The organism is Colwellia sp. 5_MG-2023 (assembly GCF_030547795.1).
Classification (GTDB): Bacteria; Pseudomonadota; Gammaproteobacteria; order Enterobacterales; family Alteromonadaceae; genus Colwellia.
On record NZ_JAUOPW010000017.1, the window covers coordinates 44,338 to 63,960 of the forward strand.

The 19,623-nt window shown below is 34.4% G+C and carries 27 protein-coding genes; 6 read left to right on the top strand and 21 right to left on the bottom strand.

Annotated elements, in window-relative coordinates; translation table 11 throughout:
* Nucleotides 1-87 precede the first annotated feature (87 nt).
* Both rnk and Q4496_RS12035 read right to left on the bottom strand, forming a co-directional pair.
* Nucleotides 88-501 carry a nucleoside diphosphate kinase regulator gene (gene rnk / locus Q4496_RS12030; protein WP_215974071.1) on the bottom strand — a complete coding sequence of 138 codons (414 nt, stop codon included), beginning with the start codon at nucleotides 499-501 and terminating at the stop codon, nucleotides 88-90.
* A 303-nt stretch (nucleotides 502-804) separates the two neighbouring features.
* Nucleotides 805-1,464, bottom strand: a complete 660-nt coding sequence (locus Q4496_RS12035) for an NADPH-dependent FMN reductase (RefSeq protein WP_303610511.1) — start codon at nucleotides 1,462-1,464, stop codon at nucleotides 805-807.
* A 464-nt stretch (nucleotides 1,465-1,928) separates the two neighbouring features.
* Between Q4496_RS12035 and Q4496_RS12040 the strand changes: the two genes are divergently transcribed.
* Nucleotides 1,929-2,840 carry a S9 family peptidase gene (locus Q4496_RS12040; protein ID WP_303610512.1) on the top strand — a complete coding sequence of 304 codons (912 nt, stop codon included), beginning with the start codon at nucleotides 1,929-1,931 and terminating at the stop codon, nucleotides 2,838-2,840.
* A 72-nt stretch (nucleotides 2,841-2,912) separates the two neighbouring features.
* Nucleotides 2,913-3,992: a nucleoside hydrolase gene (locus Q4496_RS12045; RefSeq protein ID WP_303610513.1), complete on the top strand. Its 1,080-nt coding sequence runs from the start codon at nucleotides 2,913-2,915 to the stop codon at nucleotides 3,990-3,992.
* An 87-nt stretch (nucleotides 3,993-4,079) separates the two neighbouring features.
* Here Q4496_RS12045 and Q4496_RS12050 read toward each other — a convergent pair whose 3' ends face one another.
* The 17 genes from Q4496_RS12050 to Q4496_RS12130 all read right to left on the bottom strand — a co-directional run bounded on the left by Q4496_RS12050 (nucleotide 4,080) and on the right by Q4496_RS12130 (nucleotide 14,268).
* A complete protein-coding gene (locus tag Q4496_RS12050; RefSeq protein ID WP_215974075.1) occupies nucleotides 4,080-4,496 on the bottom strand; it encodes a GFA family protein in 417 nt (138 codons plus the stop codon).
* A gap of 80 nt (nucleotides 4,497-4,576) precedes the next feature.
* Nucleotides 4,577-5,356, bottom strand: a complete 780-nt coding sequence (locus Q4496_RS12055) for a TSUP family transporter (RefSeq protein WP_215974076.1) — start codon at nucleotides 5,354-5,356, stop codon at nucleotides 4,577-4,579.
* Nucleotides 5,357-5,426: 70 nt separating this feature from the next.
* Nucleotides 5,427-6,023 (bottom strand): hypothetical protein, encoded by a 597-nt coding sequence (locus Q4496_RS12060; RefSeq protein WP_303610514.1) that lies wholly within the window; start codon nucleotides 6,021-6,023, stop codon nucleotides 5,427-5,429.
* 32 nt (nucleotides 6,024-6,055) lie between these two features.
* Nucleotides 6,056-6,436, bottom strand: a complete 381-nt coding sequence (locus Q4496_RS12065) for an STAS/SEC14 domain-containing protein (protein ID WP_303610515.1) — start codon at nucleotides 6,434-6,436, stop codon at nucleotides 6,056-6,058.
* Between the two features lie 80 nt (nucleotides 6,437-6,516).
* On the bottom strand, nucleotides 6,517-7,122 hold the full coding sequence (locus Q4496_RS12070; protein ID WP_215974079.1) for a DUF998 domain-containing protein: 606 nt from the start codon (nucleotides 7,120-7,122) through the stop codon (nucleotides 6,517-6,519).
* A gap of 103 nt (nucleotides 7,123-7,225) precedes the next feature.
* Complete coding sequence (locus Q4496_RS12075; protein WP_215974080.1) at nucleotides 7,226-7,699, bottom strand: GNAT family N-acetyltransferase; 474 nt, start codon at nucleotides 7,697-7,699, stop codon at nucleotides 7,226-7,228.
* Between the two features lie 16 nt (nucleotides 7,700-7,715).
* Nucleotides 7,716-8,096, bottom strand: coding sequence for a VOC family protein (locus tag Q4496_RS12080; RefSeq protein WP_215974081.1), 381 nt, complete (start codon nucleotides 8,094-8,096; stop codon nucleotides 7,716-7,718).
* A gap of 33 nt (nucleotides 8,097-8,129) precedes the next feature.
* The gene (locus tag Q4496_RS12085) at nucleotides 8,130-8,600 is read right to left on the bottom strand and encodes an HAD family hydrolase (RefSeq protein ID WP_303610516.1); all 471 of its coding nucleotides are present in this window, start codon (nucleotides 8,598-8,600) and stop codon (nucleotides 8,130-8,132) included.
* On the bottom strand, nucleotides 8,600-9,199 hold the full coding sequence (locus Q4496_RS12090) for a glutathione S-transferase family protein (RefSeq protein ID WP_303610517.1): 600 nt from the start codon (nucleotides 9,197-9,199) through the stop codon (nucleotides 8,600-8,602). Before Q4496_RS12090 ends, Q4496_RS12085 begins: the two co-directional genes overlap by 1 nt.
* Nucleotides 9,200-9,372: 173 nt before the next feature.
* A complete protein-coding gene (locus Q4496_RS12095) occupies nucleotides 9,373-10,365 on the bottom strand; it encodes an alpha/beta fold hydrolase (protein WP_303610518.1) in 993 nt (330 codons plus the stop codon).
* A 124-nt stretch (nucleotides 10,366-10,489) separates the two neighbouring features.
* Nucleotides 10,490-11,383 (bottom strand): alpha/beta hydrolase, encoded by an 894-nt coding sequence (locus Q4496_RS12100; protein ID WP_303610519.1) that lies wholly within the window; start codon nucleotides 11,381-11,383, stop codon nucleotides 10,490-10,492.
* A gap of 226 nt (nucleotides 11,384-11,609) precedes the next feature.
* Nucleotides 11,610-12,074, bottom strand: coding sequence for a GNAT family N-acetyltransferase (locus tag Q4496_RS12105; RefSeq protein ID WP_303610520.1), 465 nt, complete (start codon nucleotides 12,072-12,074; stop codon nucleotides 11,610-11,612).
* 88 nt (nucleotides 12,075-12,162) lie between these two features.
* Nucleotides 12,163-12,567 (bottom strand): DUF1801 domain-containing protein, encoded by a 405-nt coding sequence (locus Q4496_RS12110; protein WP_215974087.1) that lies wholly within the window; start codon nucleotides 12,565-12,567, stop codon nucleotides 12,163-12,165.
* A gap of 30 nt (nucleotides 12,568-12,597) precedes the next feature.
* Nucleotides 12,598-12,870, bottom strand: coding sequence for a nitrate/nitrite transporter NrtS (gene nrtS, locus Q4496_RS12115; RefSeq protein WP_215974088.1), 273 nt, complete (start codon nucleotides 12,868-12,870; stop codon nucleotides 12,598-12,600).
* A 36-nt stretch (nucleotides 12,871-12,906) separates the two neighbouring features.
* Complete coding sequence (locus Q4496_RS12120) at nucleotides 12,907-13,320, bottom strand: CBS domain-containing protein (RefSeq protein WP_215974089.1); 414 nt, start codon at nucleotides 13,318-13,320, stop codon at nucleotides 12,907-12,909.
* Nucleotides 13,321-13,514: 194 nt separating this feature from the next.
* A complete protein-coding gene (locus Q4496_RS12125; protein ID WP_215974090.1) occupies nucleotides 13,515-13,922 on the bottom strand; it encodes a GFA family protein in 408 nt (135 codons plus the stop codon).
* A 133-nt stretch (nucleotides 13,923-14,055) separates the two neighbouring features.
* The gene (locus tag Q4496_RS12130) at nucleotides 14,056-14,268 is read right to left on the bottom strand and encodes a hypothetical protein (RefSeq protein ID WP_303610521.1); all 213 of its coding nucleotides are present in this window, start codon (nucleotides 14,266-14,268) and stop codon (nucleotides 14,056-14,058) included.
* A gap of 40 nt (nucleotides 14,269-14,308) precedes the next feature.
* Here Q4496_RS12130 and Q4496_RS12135 point away from each other — a divergent pair, with 40 nt between their 5' ends.
* Nucleotides 14,309-14,473, top strand: a complete 165-nt coding sequence (locus tag Q4496_RS12135; RefSeq protein WP_215974091.1) for an Lrp/AsnC ligand binding domain-containing protein — start codon at nucleotides 14,309-14,311, stop codon at nucleotides 14,471-14,473.
* A gap of 165 nt (nucleotides 14,474-14,638) precedes the next feature.
* Here the strand turns inward: Q4496_RS12135 and Q4496_RS12140 are convergent, their stop codons facing one another.
* Entirely contained in the window at nucleotides 14,639-14,911 is a 273-nt protein-coding gene (locus tag Q4496_RS12140) for a DUF4242 domain-containing protein (RefSeq protein WP_215974092.1), read from the bottom strand.
* Nucleotides 14,912-15,261: 350 nt separating this feature from the next.
* On the opposite strand from Q4496_RS12140, the gene Q4496_RS12145 reads away from it, so the two are divergent.
* Nucleotides 15,262-15,942: an alpha/beta hydrolase gene (locus tag Q4496_RS12145; RefSeq protein ID WP_215974093.1), complete on the top strand. Its 681-nt coding sequence runs from the start codon at nucleotides 15,262-15,264 to the stop codon at nucleotides 15,940-15,942.
* A 22-nt stretch (nucleotides 15,943-15,964) separates the two neighbouring features.
* Nucleotides 15,965-17,542 carry an FGGY-family carbohydrate kinase gene (locus tag Q4496_RS12150; protein WP_215974094.1) on the top strand — a complete coding sequence of 526 codons (1,578 nt, stop codon included), beginning with the start codon at nucleotides 15,965-15,967 and terminating at the stop codon, nucleotides 17,540-17,542.
* A gap of 59 nt (nucleotides 17,543-17,601) precedes the next feature.
* On the opposite strand, the gene Q4496_RS12155 is transcribed toward Q4496_RS12150, so the two are convergent.
* On the bottom strand, nucleotides 17,602-18,723 hold the full coding sequence (locus Q4496_RS12155) for a cell division protein FtsZ (RefSeq protein WP_215974095.1): 1,122 nt from the start codon (nucleotides 18,721-18,723) through the stop codon (nucleotides 17,602-17,604).
* 458 nt (nucleotides 18,724-19,181) lie between these two features.
* Here Q4496_RS12155 and Q4496_RS12160 point away from each other — a divergent pair, with 458 nt between their 5' ends.
* Nucleotides 19,182-19,607 carry a type II toxin-antitoxin system HicB family antitoxin gene (locus Q4496_RS12160; protein ID WP_215974096.1) on the top strand — a complete coding sequence of 142 codons (426 nt, stop codon included), beginning with the start codon at nucleotides 19,182-19,184 and terminating at the stop codon, nucleotides 19,605-19,607.
* Nucleotides 19,608-19,623 lie beyond the last annotated feature (16 nt).

The following is a 19,623-nucleotide window of genomic DNA, read 5'->3' on the forward strand; positions in this document are numbered from 1 at the left end:
TGAAGATAAAATATAAAAAGAACGTAAAACGTTCTTTTTATATAAAATTCACATCGACATGACGATATTACAATGATTGAGTTATCACTACCGATGTAACTCACCTGCTCTTTCTGGCTGATAAGTTATCTCTTTAATTATCACTTTTATCAACCCGCCACCAGGTTTTGGCCATTCAATTTGATCACCTTGAGAAAGACCCAGTAATGCACTGCCAACAGGTGCTAGAATTGATATTTTTTCGCCACTAGCATCAATATCTTTTGGGTATACTAAAGTTAACAGAAATTCTTCTTGAGAAGACTCAACAGAGAACTTAACGGTTGAGTTCATTGTTACTATGGTAGGAGGCACTTCTGAAGGCTCTACAATATTTGCTCGCGCAAGTTCTTTTTCAAGTTCATTTATACCAACTAATCCATCATTGGGTAATGATTCGATTAAATCATACAATCTGTCTGCATCTAATGATGAAATAGTTATTTCTGGTTGTTTGTTCATTTTCGTTCTCTATAACCTATAGTTTTAAGTTTTTTAACGAGTCTTAGTAACTCGTTTTATTCTTATTTGTGGATCCTATATATGGGATCTTGATACTCTAACTGTAATGATTTTTTTAAACAATCTATTAATAGCGACTAAACATGAATAAATTGTAAGTAAAGGATCATTTATTATATAAACAAGATAAACCGTAATAATTATTATTTAAAACAATAATTATTACGCTACAATGAGTTAGCTTATTCCTTAATTATTTAATAAAGAATAACCAAGTGACGATTAAACGTTAGTATAAAGCGGTTAAGGAGCATTTCTTTGCGAAGGATCCCTTTTAAAATCACTAACAGTATTGTGTGGATCAATTTTATCTCGTTGATTCTTTGTCGCTTGAGCCCACCAATCTAATTGGTTAAATGTTCGACCAAAGTAATTAAACCAAGCTCTTTGATCTTCATGTGCTTCTATCGCTCCATCTTCGGTTAGTACTTCTTGTGCTTTAGGGATATGAATCATTGCTGACACAGAAAGACAGCCTAACTCAGAAAGAAATGTTCGCATTCCAATTGCCGCTCGCATCCCTCCCCATTGGCCTGCTGAATAAGTAACAATGGCACTGGGTTTATATGAAAATAAAGAACTACCAAAATGATTGAGTAAATTTGATAGTGCTGGGCTCATAGAATGATTATATTCAGGACTGACCATAATAAAGCCATCTGCAGACTCAATTTTTTCAGCAAGTGAAGTTAAGGCCGCAGGGGCTTTACTGTTCGCATAAGAAAAGTATGGTTTAAATACAGACTCTAGTGGGTAATCTAACGCATCTATCAATTCAATTTCGTGATCACTAAATTGAATATTTAGACAATCTAAACAAGCTTTAGCAACACGTAAACCAAGACGAGCTGGTTTTGGCGGTGTACTATCACGTGTAGTGCCCAAAAATATTAAAAATTTCATTTAAAACTCCTTCTATTAAATGTGTATGTTTTTTTGTTATATTTATTAACGTCTATTAAATCAAGCGTATTTATAAACGGTTAGTCTAAATACCATAGATACACTAACCCCCCTAACATTATCCCTATAAATTTTATGGTTATTAAAATAAGTGATTGTGTAACAAAATCCAAGTAAATTCGTATTTTTTCACCAAATGATAGAATTTATTCTTTCAATTAATCAAAAACCTGGCTATATGGTCAGCTTTTTGCTTGTAGTAAGTCACAATTTTATATCAGATTAGTGATTCATTAACATATTAACAGTAACATCTTGTTTTATAATGATATATTTAAAGTAAAATCATTGGTTATTCTTTAAACGCTCCATTTTGTTGCATTTATCCCGTAAACCAAGCAGGTATTGCTCGTTGTTGATGCACTAACATTGCCGCTTCTTTTTAAGAAATAGGTTGGAACTTTATGAAAAAGTTAAAATATCGTTATACATTATCTATATGTACTCTTTTACTTAATATAATTTTAATGCCTGCTTACGCAGCTATTGAGCAAGAATTATCACTTAAAGGAGATAACTACCAAATACCTGCAATATTAACATTACCTGATTTTAAATCATTAAAACCATTCCCTGTTGTTATTATGTTGCATGGTACTGCTTCAAATAAAAATGAAGTGGGTAATTTATTTAAACGCTTAGCAGAAAAGCTCGCCAAACAGAATGTTGCTTCTATACGTTTCGATTTCGCAGGATCGGGGGCAAGTAGTGTCGATTATAAAGTTTACAACCTAGAAAACGCAGTAAATGATGTAGTTAACGTTCATCAGTTTATTCAGCAACAAAAGCGGCTTGAACACAAATCTATTCATTTATTGGGGTTTAGCCAAGGAGGTCTCATTGCCCAGTTAGCAGCAGTTAATGAGACATTACCTGTAGCCTCCATGGTTACTTGGTCAAGTGTCACTGGCAATGGTATTGGTAGCTTTCAGCCATTTTTTACACAATACGAACAAGAAGCAATAAATAACGGCTTTGCTGAAATAAATTACCCTTGGCTCGATAAACCATTAAATTTTAGTCATCAATGGTTTGAGCAAATACGTAATAATACTAGTCTTACTCAAATGGCTATGTATCAAGGCAGATTACTCGCTATAGCAGGAGATGCAGATAAAACAGTGCCTTGGCAAAACTCTCTGTCATTAATAAAAGGAGCAAAACAAGCTCAAACATCTCTGTATTTAATCAAGAATGCTAATCATATATTCAAGGTATTAGCTGACAATAGCGCTGAGTTGAATAATGATCAATCCCTTGCGGAGGAATTATTAGCGATAACAGCACACTATTTTATTGATCAAACTAAACAATAATTTAAACCGAGTTCAGGTTAAATAGTAAATCAAATAACATTAAAATATGACAATTAACCAAAGGATACATTAATGAGAACACTCATTTTTACACTTGCTTTATGCTTCACCTCTGTAGTTTTCGCTAAACCCGTAATTTTTGACAATGATATGGCAATAGATGATTGGGCGGCATTATTATTTTTACTTCAACACCCTCAGGCTGACGTAGTTGCTATCACTATCTCATCAAGTGGCGAAAGTCATTGTTCTCCAGGCCTTACCAATACCAACTCATTACTTGACCTGTCAAAATATAGCCGTGATTCCGTGTTAGTTGCTTGTGGCGATGATGAACCACTAGACGGATATGCCGTATTTCCAGATGCGTGGCGAAAAGACTCTGATACATTATCCGGTGTAGCCGTTAAGCCAAGTAAGCGTAAGGCTTCGTCTGAGCATGCAATCGAGATTATTCACCAAGCAATTAAAGAAGCTAACGAGCCTGTTATTATTGTTGCAACAGGTACGCTTACCAATATTGCCCAATGGATAGAAAAATATCCTGCAGATATGAAAGAAGTATCTCGCCTTATTATTATGGGCGGTAATGTTGACGCACCAGGTAATATTATTGTACCTAATTTCACCGATGGCCATCCGAATGTCAGTGCCGAGTGGAATATATTTATTGACCCATTGGCCGCAGACAAGGTGTTTGCTTCTGGTTTGCCGATTGAATTAGTTGGTTTAGATGTAACAAATTCTGTTAGATTAACCGCTAAAGTTGCCAGTGAATTTAAGAAAAGTGTCACAACGCCTGCTGCTCAGTTTTGGGATCAAATATTAGATAAAAATGATTGGTTCATTGAATCAGGTGAATATTATTTTTGGGATACTTTAGCGGCAATAGTGGCTGTTGAACCAGAATTATGTGAAGGTGAAATGGGATCATTTAGTGTTGAGCATAAAGCTACCGACACCCCTTGGTTACCAACATCACAACTTGATTTTCCTAAAAAACGTTGGGATGGACAAGACCGCCAACATCTTGATGCACAATGGGCTGGTAAGTTGATAAAGTCTGATAAATATCCTGCGATTAAAGTATGTAAGAAAACCAATCCGAGTAAAGTATTCTCGTTATTTTCTGAAGTTTTAAATCGTCAGTAAGCGTATAACTCTCCAACAATCTCCGTCTATTTATGACTAGTTAAGTTTATAAATAGACGGTTCATACTGCACACTAATTTCGCGCTACTAAGATTGATATTCAAAGGTTTTTACACCTTCTGGAATTTGAAACCAATCTTGTTTTTCACTAACCCACAGATGCGCTGTAGGATTTATAATACGGGTATCAGATAAATTAGTAGGCTTAAGTTTTAATTTCTCTGGATCTTTAGGGTCGTAATGATAAATTCGATTACCACAAGTAACACAAAATTTAGCTGCACTGACATTGCCACTGTCAGCAAGGCGACTCCAATCTTTCATCTCCCCCTTAAATACAACAGTGTCAGTTTTTACCATAGCCGTAATGCTAAATGCACTAGTTGATAATTTTTGACATTCGATACAATGGCAGGCAATGACCATCAAAGGTGGCTCTAGCAGTTCATAGGTAACGCCGCCACATTGGCAAGCGCCTTGAATAGGGTATTGAATATTTTTCATGGTTTACTCTCTATCATTTAAGTTAAAATAAACCACGTTTAATGGCTTAACGTTAATAATTTACAATTTGATTGATTTTATTATCCATAATTAAGCCAACCCATTGACTCAGCATATTTTAGTAGCATTCCACTACACATAACAACAACAATTGCCCTCAGATATGCAGGATTGATTTTGAATAGACAATGAGACCCTGCCCATGCACCCAAGACTTGACCAAGCATCATGGTTATTCCAATTGCCCAAACAATATGACCTGCAATTATAAATACAATTAAAGAGGCAATATTAGTCGCAAAATTTAACGACTTGGCAATTGCCGTAGCAGAGATTAAGTCATGACCTCGACACGAAACACCCGATAACGCAAAGAAAGATCCCGTACCTGGACCAAACATACCATCATAATAACCAACTAAAGGTACAACAATATTTTTGTACTTATCATACGACATTTTAGATTTACTATCATGTATCGCTGGATTAGGTGAAATAAGAAAATATACAGCAATAAATATAAGTACGATAGGAATAACAAATGACAAGACTTCAGTATTTATGAACTGCACCGTGATGGTGCCTACAGTAGCCCCAACAAACGCCATTAACATTAAAGGTTTAACATGCTCCCATTTAATTCTTCTGTTTTTTATCATCATATAGGTCGCAGTTGCTGTCCCCATACTACCTTGAAGTTTATTAGTCCCTAAAGCGGTTAAAGGGGGAACACCACTTAAAATTAAGGCGGGTATAGAAATAAGTCCGCCACCGCCAGCTAAGGTATCAATTAAACCTGCTACTACGGCGACTAAAAATAACAGAGATAATAATTCAATAGATATATTAGCGAATTCCAATTAACTGCCCTTCTCTTTATCGCGTTATAACAAGGTAATAATATTTATTGTCGTATTTTAATCATAAACATTATTCAGGTAATACGACATTTAAGCTACTGAGTAAATAGTAATAAGCGACAACGGTTAAAATACCAAGTCCTAGTACTAATAAGGTTCGATACTTTGCCCCGTGACGATGGTTATTTTTACGTTCTGCATGAGAAGCAACATCCATCATTTCATCACCAAAGTAGATAGATAAGAAAGTACCTAATGCACTGATTATTAGAATACTCCAATACGGATATGGCTCTGATAGAATATGCTTAAGTAACCTTGTTATAAACGTTAAATCATAAGTGTCTGAGCTAGATGCGATATAAAAAACATTAATAGCAATAGCCACAAACCAGAGTACTATTTGCGTATATGCCATTTTAATTTTAAAAAGTAATCTAATAGGAAAAGCAAGAATAAAGCCTCCATCTGCAACTGGCGTACATAACACAAAGAAGCTCCAGGTTAAAATAGAAACACCTAAACCAGTAGAAGCATCATATTTCCAACTCATATACAAAAAGTAGGCAATAATGATGGATATCAAGGCTAGAAATTTTAGTAGTGATTCTCCGTGTGTTTTATGTTTAGGATTAAAGGCTATTGTATTCTGATTGTTTTTAAACACATGCATTCCAACTTACTGAAGTGATCTTTATATTATTGATTAAGCCAAGCAATGGCGTCGTTTTCTTTTTCAAAGTACTTAATTTCACCTGACATAAACCAGTCAGCGACTTTTACTGAGAATGCTTGCCATTTTTTATTACCATAAAGCGCGACCTTATTAAAACTAGTACCGTGTTTTAAACCAAGTTTTAGATCATCCCAAGCAGCTCTAAGCTCCCAACCGTCTAATTCCGTTCCATCAAATAAAACATTAACGGTAGGAGTTCTCACTTGAGTTAACATAGATTCAATAAAGGGTGTAATTATTTCATAATCTTGATGGGTTAGTTTGCCTTGAGCCTTTATAAAAATAAAAAAATCATTTTCGGCTCTTTCCATACCTATTGATAGGCCATGACGTTTACTATGCATTTCGATCCTCTCCAATTAAAATATAATAATCAACGTAAGTTAATATACCTGTTAGTGAAAGAAATCACTGTAATTTAAATTTATGCTAAAACTAAGGAAAATACACTTAACCAAAGCAACTGGAAACCATAAGAAATACGCTGATAAATACCTGGATTAGTTTGAGTACGAACGGCCCTAGCCATCGCAAATAAATAATACACAGCAGCGACTACAGAAACAATTGAAAAAATTTTAAAATGCAAAGGGATAAGCGCTGTGGTTGGACTAACAGCAACTAATATGGGCGCGATAACTAATGAAAGTAGCATAATAAAACCCGCCCAAGAATGTATTTTGCAATGAAAAGTTGGGGTTTTAGTAAAAGGATCGGCATCCATTGGGAAGTATCCTGCAATCCAAGTACCAATACCATGAGCAATAACAAGCCAACCTGTCATGTTTATTAATATTGAGACGTTTGGAATACTCACTAGATACCAGCCAAACAAGCAAAATAAAACGCCTAAAGGGTAATTATTAATTAATGGTGATAATTTTTCAGTTGGACTACCCGTTGCACCAAGTTCACTACAAAATTGTTTAGAATGGCTGTAACCAGTATAAAAACAACTTGCGACATAAACCCCAATGATAATCCAAACACTTGCAATTAAACCTGAATAAATCGCAATATTTTGAAACATGAGCGCTTCCCTTATTAGTATATAACCTTAAATAGACATGAATATTGACTAGATAAACTATTGAGTACCTAATACTTAGTGAATTATTTATATCGTAAGATCTCTACTTACTAACAACTGATGCCAGATCTTTTGTTAAAAACATGCTGTAAGGATCTTCTTGATAATCTGCAAAAGGCTTACATTCTTCAAAGGCAAAATTTTTATATAGTTGTTGAGCCGGAAGAAATGCTGTTTGAGTCCCTGTTTCTAAGCTAATTTTAGTAAACGATTCCTTTTTCGCTATCGCTAACATGTGCGTTAATAACTTAGCGGCAACGCCCCTTCTCAAAAAATGCTGTGATGTTCGCATTGATTTAAGTTCAACATGCTTATTATCAAGCTTTTTTAACGCGCCACACCCAGCTAATTGATCGTTAATCCAAGCAGTAAAAAAAGTAACCTCCGGTGCCTTTAATGAAGATAAATCCAATGCATGAACACTTTCCGGCGGAGAATGCTGCAACATATCTTCGTGATGTTCTTGTAATAACGTTTTAACCTCGAGGCTTTCAAGGTTATCAATTTTAATTTTCATTTATCTACTTATATGGTTAATTACATTTTTCTACACGCCAAGGTGGATTGAGGCGATTTTCTCCAGCCCAGTATAGCTTTATTTTATTACCTGAAGGATCGTGTAATATCGCTTCTCGCCATAAATAGCTTTGATCTGTAGGCTCTTGGTCAAAATTAATACCCCGCACCTTTAAATCATTAACCCAGTTATCCAGCGCTTCATGTTCAAAATAAATGACGGCACTGTTGGTAATTTTAGCTTTTTCTAATAATAGTGAAAAACTTGCACCACCTTCGGGACACTCAAAACGTGCATAATGTGGCGTATCAACAATTTGTGTAAAACCTAAAGTTCGATAAAATTTTGTCGATACTTCCATATCGTTAACAGGTAATGTAACTTGATTTAAGTTCACTTATCCTCCTAGTGGTTGTTTACTTGTAAATACTTACTTGTATAAAGCACTTAACTTACTAATTACTTTAACATTATCATGGGAATTTTCTATATTTTTTTGTGTAAACCAAATAGGCTTAATTCCTGCGTTTATTGCAGGGTTAATATCTTTTTCAAAATTATCACCAACCATGGCTATATTAGCTAAGGGCGTATTGAGTTTATTTAAAATAGATGAGAGAAATTCAGGACTTCCTTTTAAAAACCCTACATTTTCTTGACAAAAATAGCCGGTAATAAATTGACTTAAACCAACCCGTTCAAAGGCGAACTTAATTTCTAATTCAGTGGAATCAGCAGCGCCTGTCGCAATATATATTTGTGCCGTTTTAGCTAATGTTTCTAATGCTTCTCTAGCGCCATAAACCGCCTCTACTTTTCCCCACTGACACATTTTTCCACTAACACCCGGGAAATCAACCATTAAAGTATCTCCCCAATCAAAAAGGTATACCTCAATCATTATGACTCCATGCTTACATAGTTAGGAAGCGCTTGAATGTTATTTATCCATTGTTGAATTGCTGGGTATTCACTTAAATCAAACCCTCCTTCATGGGCAACATGAGTGTAGCCATAAAGAGAGATATCAGCAGTTGTTAAATCATTGCCTACCAAATAAGGTGTTTTTTGCAATTGCCCTTCCATTACTTTAAGCGCTTTGTGACCACCCGCTTGCTTTGCTTCATAATCAGCTTTACGATCTGCAGGTAAACCTAGGTATTTAGCGATAAACCTTGCTACAGCAATAAAGGGCTCATGACTATATTGTTCAAAAAATTGCCATTGCTGAATTTTAGCAACATCAAAGCTATTTTTGGGAATAAGTAAGGAGTCAGTAGCAAGATAATTGATAATGGCATTAGATTCCGATAAAAATCGACCATCATCTAGCTCAAGCAATGGAATTTTTCCATTCGGATTCTTTTCTAAAAAAGACGCTGTTAGTGTTTCGTTCGCAAGGATATCGATATTGATCCATTCGTGCTCAATAGCTAAAAGCGAGGTGAGTAATTTTACTTTATAACAATTACCTGACTGACTATCTGCATAAATTTTCAATTGGATTTCCTTAAGTTAACGTACACGATTCAGTAATATAAATAACTCTAAACAATCAATAGATATAATCCTAAGAATTGAAGCAGTAAAATTATCATATCAGGGCGAGAAAATTATATAAAAAAGGCCATAGTTTATAAAACTATGGCCTATTAATTTATCAAAATTATTAATTACTTATCAAGCGCTTGATGAAATGCTTTGATAAAGGCATCATAGTCTTCATAGTGTGGCATATGCCCTAACCCTTCTAATTCAATTAGTGTCGAGCCTGCAATGCGATTCTGAGTATCTACACCTAACTGTTTAAAGTTACCTAGCTTTCTAGTTTCACCCGCTTTCATCCAACCTCGACCAGGACCTGTGGTATCTCGCGTACCAATAATAATTACCGTGTCATTTTTAATTTGAGAAAATCTATCAACAATATTTTCTGAAAAAATAGGTCCGTAAGTTAGCGCATTATTCCAAGCAACTGTTTCCCAGTCATCACCGGCAAGCATACCTTTTAGAGGAATTAATAGTTTTTCATATTCGTCAGACCATTTACCATCATAATAATTTTTCTTCTGATAATTTCTTGCTTTATCCAGTGTTTTACCCAATTCATTTTTATAAAAAAAGTTAACATCTTTAAATTCAGTATATTTACCATAAGCTTCTAAGCCAATAGGATTAATCAAAATTAACTTATTAACGTTATCTGCATAGTTAGCGGTATAGGTTGTTGCAACCATGCCGCCCATGGAATGACCGACAATATCGGCTTTGTTAATGTGTAAACTATCTAATAGCAGTTTAGTGTTTAACGCCAACTGACCAAAGCTATATTGGTAGTAGTCAGGCTTTGACGATTTACCAAAACCAATTTGATCAGGAATAATAACTCGGTAATTGTTGTTAAGTAAGTCGTTTGCAACGCTTTCCCAGTAGTAACCAGCAAAGTTTTTACCATGTAACAAGACTATTGTTTTTTTTGCGTTTTTATCACCAATGTCCATATAGCGCATTTTTAACATTTTATTTTGAGAATTAAAATCAAATGTTTTTACTTCAAACGGATATGCAAAGCCATCCAGTTCTTTATTGTATTTCACAGTAGGAGCCGCGAATGCCTGTGACATTGCAACAACAATAGAAAATAAAATAAAACAATACTTTTTCATAAAATCTCACTTAATAAATGGGTTAATGCTTTAACTTGTTATAAATAGATGAATCAAGAAAATTATTTAATTCACGTCATTATAAGGTCTTATTCATTGAAATATTTTCTATTTTTGTAAAATATTATTTGTTGTTGCTTGTTTTTGGACTGAGTAAGCAGTTATTCGCTTTATCACATTTTCCTAATACCCATTTCAAACCTTGAATAGCGGTGGTTGGAAATGCGGTCGCATGATCTGCTTGCGGAATAATCATTAATTTTACATTTAAGTTATCTGATTGCCAATTTAACATTCTTTTATAAAACTCTTTGGCATCGCCAACCATATTGTAGCCAGCCCCGAATTCAATTGTTTCGAGTTCACCAATGGCAATAAATACATTGGCGTTAATGGCTACATTTTGCTTAGCAAATTCTAATTCTTGCGTAAAAATATACTCATTGTCCCACCAATAGGATGGACTACCTAAAATATAGTTTTTAAACATACTTGGTTTATTTAATAGAATATAAGTGCCAAATAAACCACCAAGGGAATTTCCAATAAAGGTTCGATTAGTTGGGTCAGTACGATACTTAGTATCGATATAGTCAAAGACTGACTTTTCAATAAATTCAGCGTGTTGCTTGGCCTCGCCCGTTTTATCTTTCCACTTTTTATTAAATGTTGGTGTGTAGTCGCGATTTCGGCTCGACGAACCTTTACTGCCTTTAGCATACGAAATACCAACAATAATTGCTTCTTCCATAACTGCAATGTTCATTGGATAACGAGTTGCGCCTGACACTATCTGAAATTCGTAATAAGCATCCGTTAGATAAATAACAGGATATTGTTTCTCGACTTGTTTGTTATAAGAAGCGGGAGTTTTTATAAATAAAGGGTAAATTAAATTTGTTGCCGGATCATTAATGTCTACCACGGTGCTTCGAGGTATATTAAATGGCGTTGATGTTACTGCGTCTGCAAACACAGCAAAAGAAGTAAAGAGTAAAAAAGTGAATAATGCTTTCAATGTATGTAATTTAATGTGAATGTCCTTTTAATATTTGCTTTTAATATTTAACCTGAACTCGGTTTAAGATGTTTTTAATCTATTGAAATTATTAATAATATAACTATATTTTACACTCTAACTTAATAGTTTTTCTTAATTCAAGGCAAATTTCGCGTCAATAGCTAGTGTATTGCAAGTAAATTTAACGATGAAGTAAGGAAAATAACCATTAGAGAAGGATTTATTAAGCCGAGCTCAGGTTTTTAATAATCATTTTAGTTAACATAATATTGCGACCTTGAAAATCTATCATAAACTCTTGTTGAGCAACAAAACCAAACTTTTCATAAAGTGCAATTGCACGCACATTTGACTTCAAAACGAACAAAAACGCATTACTTGGCAATTTAGGAACAATATAGGACAGAAGTTTAGCAGCTACCCCTTTACCTCTTGCATTAGGCTCAACAAATAGCCAATTTATTTTTCTTCCTAAATAACCGCAAAAGCCTAGAATCGCGCCATCTTCATATACATAAACATCAGAGCTATCCAATAGCGCTAATATGTGTTTATCTTCAGTCCAAGGCAGCAACGAAAACTGACCTTCTTCACGATAAAATTCGTCAGGATGAGCAGTATTATATATCTCTGCTAGTTGTTCAAAATCGTCATCTTTATATCGTCTGATTATCATTGTACTACTCATTACAATAACCATAAAATATGGCCAATAATGTAGAATTTAAAAATAAATAAAGACAAAAATCAGTCTTTATTGGTTACGCGTTACACAACTAAACGCCAAGTAAAGCTAAGTGTTTAATTTTTTTGTAGCGTAATGACATTGAAATACAATGAGATAGCTCATTTATAGGCAAAGTGCCATCAACATTTAAAATAATCGCACGATTACCTTCATATTTAAACGTATCACCATAAATTTCTTTAAATGTTTCTACTAATGTTGTTTTACAGTTGAAATAAATACCAAACTGTTCGGGGGATTTTGCTTTCCAATCAATACGAATAGTACTACCGATATTAGATACATAACTAGGCTCGCCCCATTTTAACGTTTCTTCTATACTCGTAATACCTTCTTGCTCAGCAACAGTTAATATTACTTCACGTATTTGTTGAAGTAATTTATTAATATGAGGAGGATAACTTTCAAATTTTTTCTTTACTATTAAATCCATTTTAAAACCATCCATTGAAAAGCAGAGAATTTATTCATCACCAGAGTCATCATTAGTATTCTTCGCTTTGATTGCGCCAACAGCAGACCATGTTGAAACACCATAAGGTACTAAATAGGTCAGTAAAATTTTAAACCCATCTTGGCTGGAAAAAGACAAATCTAATATTTTTTCTCCATGATTGATAAAAGCCAACATAGTACCAACAAGCACAGCAACCTTAATAGCTCTAATAACAACAGCACGTGAACAGGCTATGGCAAAAAAACTTTTATTTACCGAGGTTATCGTTCGATCAGTCAAGAGACTCCTTACTTAGGTAGATAATACCGTAATGCTTTAATTTGATTTGGGCTTTTTGATGGTTTTCAGAATATCTCGCCAGCTAATTATACCAACAGGAATATTGCTACTATCAACAACGGGTATACAAGAGATATTATTATCTAAAAATAATGCGATAGCATCATGAACACTTTGCTCTTGTTGAATGCAGATAGGATTTCTGGTCATTATTTGATGAACTTTTTTATTTAACGTTGCAACATCATTCATTTTTTCAGCAGCAGTACCTATTTTGGGGCTGATAGCTTTCAATAAATCTCTATCAGAAACGACGCCAAATAATTTATTATGTTCAACGACCAGTAAATGATGAAACTTAGTATCTGAAAACTTCTCACCAACAACGGTTAGATTGTCATCGAGCTCTATGGTTATAACGGGAGAAGTCATTATCTGTTTAACGCTCATTATATTCTCTCTTAAAACTCTACTATGCAATTATGTGAATTACAGCAGTAATTATGTTGTAATTCACATACCTGATGGAAGTTAATAATGCATCGCTAAATAACCACCTATTAATAATATAGACTATCAAAAGGTGGTTTAGGCTAATTCAACAAAATTAAACATATGACTCGTTGCTATATTGACCATTTATTCTAGGTCGGTAATTGATCGTAGATCGGTGTGTCATTTAACACTGCATCCCAATTACATTTACTATCGGCAAAAATATGTGCTTGAGGTGTAATTTCTATATCAGTATCTAAACAACCCGCGGGCATTATAACGAGATCACGAGCTTCTACATGCAAAGGCATTAACGAACTACAGGTAGCGCAAAAATTACGCGCAAAATTAGTGTCTGCATGTCGATAAAAACTCAAATTTTCTTTTCCGCTTAACCAATTCAATTTAGCGCCTGGGGCAAATACATTAGCACAATGCGCTGAACCCGATGTTTTTCGGCAGAGGCTACAATGACATAGGAAGAATTTTTTAAACTCTCCTTCCATTTCAAATTTAACCGAACCACATAAACAAGAGCCTGAATGAGTTTGTGTCATTTTATATTTCCTTCTAGATTTATTTTTATAGTTTTATCTAAGAGCGTGTTATCTATCAATAAATTTCATAGTAAAATATTTTTTTTTAGATTAGTAGCTTATTTTTTTCATAAAAACAGTGAATAACTAGGTACTACCTAGTAAAAAATTGTTCACTTAATAATAAACCTGACACTCTACTCACAATTTTGGCCGTCAACGGTCTTGATTTTAATACTGCTTGTGAACCAAAACCGACAAGTAAATATACGATTGCAGAGCTAAAAATATGAATTAACCCTAAGACAATAATTTGAATTGATATCGACCATGATGCTGTTGAATCGGTAAACTGAGGTAATAACACATGAAAAAGTAAAAAACTTTTGGATTTAGTCCACTAACACATGTTCCTTTTGTTAACCAATTTGCTTCATGTGGTTTCGGAGGATCTTCCTGAGTACCAAAAGCTTTATGATGAAAAACTATCTGCGATACCAGGTGTGCAACGCTTAATTTCAACAATTGTTATGAAAAACGTAGTACCAGAGAGAGCGTACCCAATTTTATAGAAAATGTTGATAGAGATAAGGCTTGTAGATAAACATTATTTACCTGTGCATGAGTTTATAATAAGTTTAATTTGGTTTAATGACGAACAGATAATAATAGTTAGCTAATCGTTAAGATTTACAAGCCAACTATTATCATCAATATTACGCTATCGCTAAGCGTGATTATTCTGATGTTGTAGGATCGATTATCGCTCTCACTTGTGAAATTGAATTAGCAGGAAATCCCCCCATATCCGCATGTTTTTTCACTGACTCAGCATCAGGTGCAATGTATACACAATAAATTTTATCATCGGTCACATAACTATGTACCCATTGAACTTTAGATCCGAGTTCTTCTAATACACAACAAGATTTTTGAGAAATCCCTTGTAAATCATCTCCGCTTAGCTTTCCAGCACCTTCAATTTCTCTTTCTATTACAAATTTTGGCATGATATCTTCCCCATATTTAAATTGATTCAAAATAAAAATTAACACTAATTTTACGCAGTGGTGTGTAGAATAATTCGAGCTTGTCTTATTAGTTTATAATTGCGTTGAATAATTCTAACTAAACAACTCTAACGCGATTATTTTATTTTCACAATAATAAAGCTTAAGGCTTATTTCAGGTTGCTACTCACATCAGTAGGTATCTAAGTGAATTACAATAAATTTTCCATTTCTTTAATGAGAACGACATGACACCCCTTCACTTTTACTCATTATAACCTCCTATTCTAAAAAGAATTAGCGTATATTAGCTGGCATAATAAACATAGTATTAAACAGAATGGACAATAATGAATAAGCAACCAACCTTGTTAGATCGTATTACAGTTGAACCTAATACACCGGCGACAGCGTGTGTTATTTGGTTACATGGTTTAGGTGATTCAGGCGCCGGTTTTGCACCTGTGGTACCTGTATTAAACCTGCCTAAAGACCATAGTATACGATTTGTTTTTCCTAATGCACCAAAGCAGCCAGTTACCATTAATAATGGTTTTGTTATGCCTTCTTGGTACGATATTAATAATAACAATTTGCATAATAGAGCTGACATGACTGGTGTTCTTATATCTGAAGCCCTAGTGCGTGCATTAATCAATGAACAAATAGATAATGGTATTGCTGCAAGTAATATTGTTTTAGCCGGTTTTAGTCAAGGCGGTGTGATGAGTTTGTTTACCGGCTTACGGTTTGAACATAAATTAGCGGGTATACTTGCTTTGTCATGTTATTTACCAATAAAAGATCAATTACCAAGTGAATTAAGTGCAGCCAACAAAACAACAGCAATTTTACAACATCACGGTGAACAAGATAATGTGGTTCCGTTATCTTCTGGTAAAATGGCAAACGAATTAATGAAAAATAATGGCTATAATACGCAATGGAAAACCTATCAAATGCCGCATAGTGTTGTACCAGAGCAATTAAATGATATTGGGCTTTGGCTAACTAAGCAGCTTATTAAGTAATTACCTATCGAGTAATGAGCTATTGAGTAATCATTTAACTGAAAAGTACATTTTAGCGCTTGATAACGGCACACAAAGTATTCGTGCTTTGTTATTTGACCTTGATGGACAATTAGTGGCTAAAAGTAAGGTTGATATTGAACCTTACTTTTCAAAGCAACCCGGTTGGGCTGAGCAAGAGCCTAATTATTATTGGCAAATGCTAACAAAGGCTTGTCATGAACTTTGGCCCAAGCTTGATGAATTAGCGATTAAAAAATCACAAATTAAAGCTGCTGCACTTACGTGTCAACGAGCGACTATGGTTAATCTAGACGCTAATGGCTTACCTTTAAGACCAGCAGTTGTGTGGTTAGATCAACGAGAACAAAAAACCTTAGATAAAATGAGTTGGTACTGGCGAGCTCTTTTTAACTTGGCAGGTGAAAAAAATACCGTTGCGTATTTTAGAAGTCAGGCTGAAGCCAATTGGATTAAACATCAACAACCTGATATTTGGCAAAAAACACATAAGTTTATGCTACTGTCAGGTTTTCATAGTTTTAAATTAACAGGAAACTATGTTGATTCTGTCTCAAGCCAAGTTGGTTACCTTCCCTTTAATTTTAGAAAGCATCGTTGGTCAGTATCATTAGATTGGCGCTGGCAAGCACTGCCGATTACTAAAAGTATGTTGCCAACATTAATTCCTTGTGGTGATGAATTAGGTAAAATTTCTGAACAAGCGGCAATTGATACTGGTATGCCAAAAGGCCTACCACTTATTTCAGCAGGCTCAGATAAGGCGTGTGAAGTATTAGGCTCTGGCTGCTTAACTCCTAATGTTGGCAGTTTAAGCTACGGCACCACTGCGACTTATAACACCACAAATAATAAATATGTCGAAGCAATCAAACGGTTACCTGCTTACCCTGCAGCAATGCCAGATAATTATAATACCGAAATTATTGTCCAGCGCGGATATTGGATGGTCAGTTGGTTTAAACGTGAGTTTGGTTTAAAAGAGCAACAAATTGCTGACTACCAAGGCATTATGGTAGAAAGCTTATTTGATGATCTACTCAAGCAAGTACCCGCAGGGTCTATGGGGCTCATTTTACAGCCATATTGGAATCCCGGTATAAAAACACCAGGTCCTGAAGCAAAAGGAGCAATGATTGGGTTTAGCGATGTTCATACTCGGGCGCATATTTATCGAGCAATAATTGAAGGCATAGGTTATGCCTTACGTGAAGGAAAAGAATTATCAGAAAAGCGATCAAAGGTTAAAATAACTAAGTTAATGGTCTCTGGTGGCGGCTCACAAAGTGATGAAGCTATGCAAATTACTGCAGATATTTTTGGTATGCCGGCGCAACGACCGCATACATATGAAACATCAGGCTTAGGAGCTGCAATCAATGCAGCAGTTGGTATTGGCTTGTTTGAGAATTATCAAAGTGCTGTAGAAAAAATGACCCATGGTGGTGATGTTTTCACACCAATAGCAGAAAACAAAGCAATATATGATGAGCTTTATCGCGATGTATATCGAAAGATGTATGTTAGATTAAATCCTTTATATAAAAGTATTCGTAGCATAATTGGCTATTCAAAATAACATGTAGAATACGAATATTACGAATTTAATGTCGCTTAATAAAATAAACTCTATTAGATTTAAATATTATTTATGTCTAATGCTCTATTAGCCATTAACTTACGTGTTATAGCAGGTATATCTGTATCAACTTCTTCATTTGAATCAATAAAAGTTAGACTTTCATCAAGATAATCCTCTTTTATACTTGTTGATGCTTCAGTGTTTATTTGTTTATCAACATTAGAGTCAATACCTGAAGCAACAATTAAAATTTCTATTTCTGAAGAAAGATTAGGATCTAAAGTGACTCCTGGTACTATCAGTACAGATTTATTGGTGATTTTTTCTCTGATGTGATCAATTAAGCCATTGTAAGTCGAGAGCTTAGGCTCAGATTTACAAAATAGCTGAAAAATTATTCCTTTAGCTGTGTCTATATTCGCGATAGAAACAAGCGGATTATTTAAAGCCTGATCCAGAGCTTCATAAGCTAGCTCTTCGCTATCGGCTTTACCCACACCTAAAATTGATTCGCCTTCATAGGAAAGAATACTGGAAAAGTCATTTTTATCAACATTCACATAGCCAGTTTCAGTTAACATTTGCACTAACGAGACAAGTAAATTTTTGAGTACTTCATTACTTTGATTAAAAGCTGAAAATAAACCAACACTTTCCCCTAACCCTTTTAGCAATAGATCATTAGATAAAGTGATATAAGCATGAATAGGCGCTTTAATTTCTGCGATGCCTTGTAAGGCGAAGTCCATACGTAATTCACCTTCAGATTCAAAAGGTAGAGTAACAATTGCCAAACAATTAATATTCAGTTCTCGCGCTATTCTTGCAACTAACGGACTTGCTCCGGTACCTGTACCACCACCAAATCCAGCAGTGATAATAATAATATCGCTTCCTTTAATAGCATTGAGTAATAAGCCCTCACTTTCTTGTGCTGCTTTTAAACCAACATCTGGATTCGAACCTGCGCCATAACCTTTAGTCAGATCTTCTCCAATTAATATTTTATTTTCTACTTGCAGAGAGTTGAGCGCAGCTAAGTCTGTATTAATGGCAATTAAATTAACACTGCTAGCTAAGTTATTTTCATACAGCATATTAACGGTATTACAACCACAGCCACCAATGCCAACAACAGTAATTAATAAATCTGGATTTGCATGAATCAATTCTTTCATAACTTTTCCTAATCAATACTTGGTCACTTTTAAAATTTATTACCGAGAAATCGTTAGGATTATATGTAGAATATAACCAATAAATTTTTCGATTTGAGATTATTAAACCCCATCTATATTACTTCATTATAAGGATCAATTTTCTAATCTGCCACACTATTTATAACTCTAGCGTTATAAATAGTGATTCAGTTTAACGAATAGTCGAATAACTAAATTAAAAGCTAAATTTACTTATTCGATTATTTTTTATTCTTTTCAATAGTCGTTTAAAATGAGAGTAAACGTTCACTTTTTATACCGCGGAGTTATCAGGGTTATCAATAGTGAGGTAAATAGGGTTATCAGGGTTATTTAACAATACTAGTTTAGGGTTATTGGGGTTGTGTAGTTATTGACCTTTAGGGTTACAAGAGTTATGTTTAATTAACGATCAAAAATTGTACAAGGAATGAAAAATGAAATATGTTGTTGTTTTTGCTAATTTACAAAATTCGGCATTATATCAGGTAACAGTGCCAGACCTACCCGGTTGTAGTGTTAGTGTAGAATCTATTGATTTAGGATTAGAAAAAATAAGGCAAAGCATTAAAAGTCATTTGGCTATTCTTGCTGAATATGGGGAAAAAATCCCGTCAGCTTTAAGCATAGAAAAACATAGACAGCAATATGCTCTCGACAATCCACATACATATTCTCAAGCTTTTTGGGCTATTGTGGATATTGATATCAGTGCATATTTAGGAAAAAGTCACAAAATTAATGTTACGCTACCTGAATTATTGATAAAACAAATTGATGAACGGGTAAGTAAAAGTTCACACTACAAAACCCGTTCAGGCTTTATAGCCAGTGCTTGTTTAATAGAGTTAGGAAAACAATAATGTTGAGTTTATTAAG